At 72.8% G+C, this 4,771-nt stretch carries 6 protein-coding genes; 5 read left to right on the top strand and 1 reads right to left on the bottom strand.

The window, feature by feature from the left end; genetic code table 11:
* Together VM840_02410 and VM840_02405 are read left to right on the top strand one after the other, a co-directional pair.
* On the top strand, positions 1-408 hold a 408-nt coding region (locus VM840_02410), incomplete at its 5' end, for a DNA polymerase IV (GenBank protein ID HVL80428.1).
* 48 nt (positions 409-456) lie between these two features.
* On the top strand, positions 457-1,002 hold the full coding sequence (locus tag VM840_02405; GenBank protein HVL80427.1) for a hypothetical protein: 546 nt from the start codon (positions 457-459) through the stop codon (positions 1,000-1,002).
* Here the strand turns inward: VM840_02405 and VM840_02400 are convergent.
* Positions 999-1,784: an alpha/beta fold hydrolase gene (locus tag VM840_02400; GenBank protein ID HVL80426.1), complete on the bottom strand. Its 786-nt coding sequence runs from the start codon at positions 1,782-1,784 to the stop codon at positions 999-1,001. The genes VM840_02405 and VM840_02400 overlap by 4 nt on opposite strands.
* Positions 1,785-1,804: 20 nt before the next feature.
* Here VM840_02400 and VM840_02395 point away from each other — a divergent pair, with 20 nt between their 5' ends.
* From VM840_02395 to VM840_02385, 3 genes are read left to right on the top strand one after another with little or no spacing between them, the layout of a single operon-like run.
* Positions 1,805-2,590, top strand: a complete 786-nt coding sequence (locus VM840_02395) for an enoyl-CoA hydratase-related protein (GenBank protein ID HVL80425.1) — start codon at positions 1,805-1,807, stop codon at positions 2,588-2,590.
* A complete protein-coding gene (locus tag VM840_02390) occupies positions 2,590-3,771 on the top strand; it encodes an acyl-CoA dehydrogenase family protein (GenBank protein ID HVL80424.1) in 1,182 nt (393 codons plus the stop codon). The genes VM840_02395 and VM840_02390 overlap by 1 nt, the downstream gene beginning before the upstream one ends.
* Positions 3,768-4,730: a kelch repeat-containing protein gene (locus VM840_02385; protein ID HVL80423.1), complete on the top strand. Its 963-nt coding sequence runs from the start codon at positions 3,768-3,770 to the stop codon at positions 4,728-4,730. The genes VM840_02390 and VM840_02385 overlap by 4 nt, the downstream gene beginning before the upstream one ends.
* The last annotated feature ends 41 nt before the right edge of the window (positions 4,731-4,771 follow it).

Here is a 4,771-nt window from a genome sequence, read left to right as displayed (position 1 = left end):
TCCGAGGACAGGATCACCGCGGAGATCCTCCGACTCTCCGACCGGGTCGCCTCCCGGCTCACCGCCTCGAAGCTCGCGGGCCGGACGATCACGCTGAAGGTGCGGCTGTCCGACTTCGCCACCCACACGCGTTCGCGCACGCTCAGGACCCCCACCAGCGACGTGTGGACGATTCATCGGGCCGCCACCGACGCGTACCGCTCGTTCAGGCGCGGCCGCCAGCGCGTCCGTCTGCTCGGGGTATCGGTCTCCGGGCTGCGGTCCGGACCCGTGCCCGAGCAGCTCACGCTGCACCCCCGTCCGCGGTACGCGCAGGCCGAGGAGGCGATCGTCAAGGTGCGAGACAGGTTCGGACGAGACGCCGTGTCCCTCGCCCGGCTGATCGACAAGGACCGCCGCGACGGTTGACAGGGGCGCTGGTACAGTCTTGCGAGCTTCCTCAGGAGGGGAGACCCCTTGCCCGACCTATCGGCGGACCTCTGGTCCCCCGCGACCCACTGGCAGCGCGACCGACCCAACACCTACGCGGTCGCGGCCGGGCTCGCCCTCTTCTCGGTGGTGATGATCCTGTTCCCGCTGCTCGCCCTGTCCGAGGTGGATGCCCGGACCGGGGTGCGCGTGCCTCTCGAGTCGGTCCCGCAGGGGGTGTCCATCCACGCCATCGGGAACTCGCGCGTCTTCCTGGTCCGCGACGCCCGCGAAATGACGGGCTTCCGATCCGTATCGCCCCACCTCGGATCGGCGCTCTGGTGGTGTCCGGACGCCGGGGTCTTCTACGGCCCGGCGCACGGCGAGATCTTCGGACGTGACGGGAGGCTGCTCTGGGGCCAGTCCCCGGTGAACATGGAACGGTTCGAGGTCGATGTGGCGGGGGACGAGGTCCTGCTCCGGCCCGAGCAGCCGATCCCCTCGACCCCGGCCGCCCCGCGGGCCCAGGCCGAGCTCCCGGCGTCCGTGCAGGCGCTGCTGGCCTCCGGGACCTGCGCCAACCGTCTCGTCTAGCCGACGTCGGCCAGGAACCCGACCACGGCGTCCCGCACCTCGCCGCGCCGCTCGAGGATCATCCCGTGCCCCGCCTCGGGCAGGATCTCGAGCCGCGCCCCGGGGAGTGCCTCGGCCAGCTCGACGGAGTACCGCGCGGGGGTGAGCGTGTCCTCAGCTCCCCCGAGCACCAGCGTCGGGGACGCGACCCGGGCGAGACGGTCGAGAGCGTCGTGCCCCTGGTCGGCCCGCCACTGCCGGACGGCCGCCTCGACCGGCTGCGGATGGTAGGGCTCCCTGGTCATCTCGAGGTACGCGTCCAACAGCCCCGGTGCGTCGAAGAACCGGTGGCTGAACAGGTCGAACGCGCTCGCGTGGACGTACTCGGCGCGGGTCAGGCGCTGGACCTGAGCGATCTTCGTCTCGAACTTCTCCCTCAGCCACCGGTCCGTTCGGCCCCACGTGTTGAGCAGGACCAGGCTGCGCACGAGTTCGGGCCGGGCGACCGCGAGCTCCTGCGCGATCGCACCGCCGAGCGAGAGCCCGAGCACGTCCACGGGACCGTCCGCGTGCGCCTCCGCCACCGCCGCGGCGTCGACCGCCAGGTCGGCCACCGTGTACGGACCCGCGGCCAGCTCCGAGCGACCGCAGTCGCGGTTGTCGAAGGCGATCGCCCGGCGCCCGTCCGCCAGCCAGTCGTGGAACAGCGACCAGGTCGTCACGTCCATCCCGGTGCCGCAGATCAGAAGCAGCGGGCGGCCCTCGCCGTGGGTCTCGACGTGCAGGCCGGGCCCGGGGTCCATGTCCGTATGCTAGGCGCCTGATGACAGAGGTGGTGCGTCTCGACGTCCGGGGGCGGGTGGCCACGGTCACGCTGAACCGTCCGGACAGGCTCAACGCGATGACCCCCGAGGTGTTCGCCGCCCTCGGCCGGGCCGGGGAGCGCATCGGGGCGGACCGTGAGGTGCGCGCCGTGCTCATCGAGGGCGAGGGCCGGGCCTTCTCCTCCGGGCTCGACCTCACCTCCTTCGGCTCGTTCAACGGCGCCTCCGCGCCGCAGGTGGCGGCCGCGGTGGCGGTCGCCCAGTCCGGGTTCAGGGTCTGGAGCCGCATCCCCCAGCCCGTCGTGGCCGCGGTCCACGGCTACGCGCTGGGAGCCGGGTTCCAGCTCGCGTTGGCCGCCGATCTCGTGGTCGCGTCGACCGACGCCGTCTTCGGGATGCTCGAGATCAATTACGGTCTCGTCCCCGACCTCGGCGGGACGCACCGGCTCCCGGCCCGGATCGGACCCGCGCGCGCGAAGGAGCTGATCTGGACCGGCCGCCGCATCGATGCCTCGATCGCGGAGGCGTGGGGGATCGTGAACAGGCTGGTGGAGCCGGCGGAGCTCGCCGGCGCAGCCCGGGAGCTGGTCGCCGACCTGGCCTCCCGGCCCCCCGTCCCCGTCGCTCACGCGAAGCGGCTCGTGGACGCCGCCGCGCGCGCCGACGTGCAGACGGCGATGGACGGAGAAGCCGCCGCGCAGGTCGAGTGCCTGATGTCGAAGGACATGCTGGAGGCGGTCGGGGCCGCCTTCGAGAAGCGCGCCGGCGAGTACCACGGCGAGTGATGCGGCCTCACGGCAGCGCGTCCGAGCAGGGGTTCCGGGCCGAGGTCCGGGCGTGGCTGAGGGACAACATCCCCCCCGGTCTGCGCGGGAGCGGGGAGGACGTCGACCTCGAAGCCGCGAAGGCGTGGCACCGACGCATCTACGAGGCGGGCTACATGGGGCTCGGCTGGCCGCAGGAGTACGGCGGCCGGGGGCTCGGGCCGGCCCACCAGTTCATCTGGCAGGAGGAGTACGCGGCGGCCCATGGTCCGCCGATGGTGAACGCGATCGGGCTCGGATGGGCCGGGCCGGCCATCCTCCTGCACGGGACCGAGGAGCAGAAGGTGCGGTACCTGCCGCGCATCCTCGACGGGTCCGAGATCTGGTGCCAGCTGTTCAGCGAGCCGGGGGCCGGGTCGGACCTGGCCGGGCTGCACACGCGAGCCGTCCCGACCGGCGACGGGTTCGTCCTCAACGGGCAGAAGGTCTGGACCTCCTACGCGCGTCAGGCCGACCGGGGTATCTGCGTGGCCCGGACCGACCCCGCCGCGCCCCCGCACCGCGGCCTGTCCTTCCTGCTGGTGGATATGCACGACCCGGGGGTGGAGGTCCGGCCGATCCGTCAGATCGACGACCGGTCCATCTTCAACGAGGTCTTCCTGAGCGACGTCCGGGTGGCATCCTCCGACCTCGTCGGCGGTCTCAACGACGGATGGCGCGTGACCATCTCGACGCTGCTGTTCGAGAGGGTCGGCCTATCGGCCGGCCGCGGTGCGCTGTGGGGCTCAGGCCCTGACGCCGTCTCGCTCGTCGCCTACCTCCGCGAGCTCGGGGTGGTGCGCGACCCCGTCGTCCGCGACAAGTTGTCCCGGGTGCTCGTAGACGCCCACGCGCACCGTTCGCTGAAGCTGCGCATGGTCACCCAGGCCGTCCGGGGCGCTATCCCGGGCGCGGAGGCGAGCGTGCAGAAGCTGTTCGGCGACGAGTGGGGGCAGAGGCTGTGCGAGCTCGCGTTCGATGCCGGCGGACCGTCGTCCCACCTCTCCCGTCACGATCCCCGCGCCCGCGCGGGCGGCGGATGGCAGGACGCGCTCCTGTACTCGCGGGCGCTCACGATCGGGGGCGGGACGACCGAGGTGCAGAAGAACATCATCGGGGAGCGGATCCTGGGGCTCCCGAAGGAAGGAGCCCGGTCGCGGTGAGGCTGATAGCGATGACGGTCGTCGCGTCGCTGCTGGCGGCCGGGTGTGCGGTCGGGTCCCGCGACCCCGTCGTGACCCCCACCCCCGACGAGGTGCTGGCCTGGGTGAGCGGGCCGGATCTCCCGACCCCCCGCACCGAGGTGGCGGCGGCTTCGGCCGCGGGCAAGATCTTCGTGGCGGGTGGCTTCACGGGGGACGGGCAGCCGACCGACCTCGTCGAGGTCTTCGACGGTGAAACGTGGACCTCGGGGCCCCCGCTGCCCGAGCGGTTGCACCACGCGGCCCTGGTGGGTGTCGGGGACCGGGTGCTGCTCCTCGGGGGGTACCGGGCCGACGGTTCGGCGTCGGCCGATGTGTACATGCTCGAGCCGGACGGCTGGAAGCCCCGGCGACGGATGCCGGTCGCTCGGGGAGCCCACGCGGCCGCCGTCGTGAACGGGGTGGTCCACGTCGTCGGAGGGGCCACCGGGTTCTCGGGACGCCCGACGCTGCTGGGGTCCCAGCACGTCTACGACCCGAACGGGGACGTATGGGCCGACGCGGCCGACCTGCCCGAGCCTCGAGACCACCTCGCGGCCGCCTCCCTCGGCGGGTTCCTCTACGTGATAGCCGGACGCCGCCTCTCCCTGGACGCCAACCTGGCCCGCGTCGACGTCTACGACCCGCACCTGGCCACATGGACGAGCGCGCCCGGGCTCGGCGTGGCGCGTGGCGGGTTCGGCGCGACGACCTGGGGAGACCGGATCGTCGTCGTCGGTGGAGAACGACCGGACGGCACGATCGCCGAGGTCGAGGCCCTACGCGCGGGACAGGAGTCCTGGACCAGGCTCCCGCCGCTGCCGACGCCCACGCACGGACTGGGCGTCGTGGCGTTCGGGACCACCCTGGTCGCCGTGGCCGGAGGACCCCAGCCCGGGCTGAGCGTCTCGGGCGCGATGCGCGTGCTCGCCCCCCGCTGATCCGCAGCGGGGTAGCCTTCTACCGAGATGGTCCGGGCCCG

Source organism: Actinomycetota bacterium (assembly GCA_035540895.1).
In the GTDB taxonomy this organism is placed as follows: domain Bacteria; phylum Actinomycetota; class JAICYB01; order JAICYB01; family JAICYB01; genus DATLFR01.
Note: the sequence above shows the minus strand (reverse complement) of the source record. Positions and strands in the feature narration are given on the sequence as shown.

Excerpts from the sequence above, each read along its gene's own strand:
- VM840_02400 (HVL80426.1), bottom strand. The coding sequence starts at position 1,784 with ATGGACCCCGGGCCCGGCCTGCACGTCGAGACCCACGGCGAGGGCCGC.
- VM840_02395 (HVL80425.1), top strand. The coding sequence starts at position 1,805 with ATGACAGAGGTGGTGCGTCTCGACGTCCGGGGGCGGGTGGCCACGGTC.
- VM840_02390 (HVL80424.1), top strand. The coding sequence starts at position 2,590 with ATGCGGCCTCACGGCAGCGCGTCCGAGCAGGGGTTCCGGGCCGAGGTC.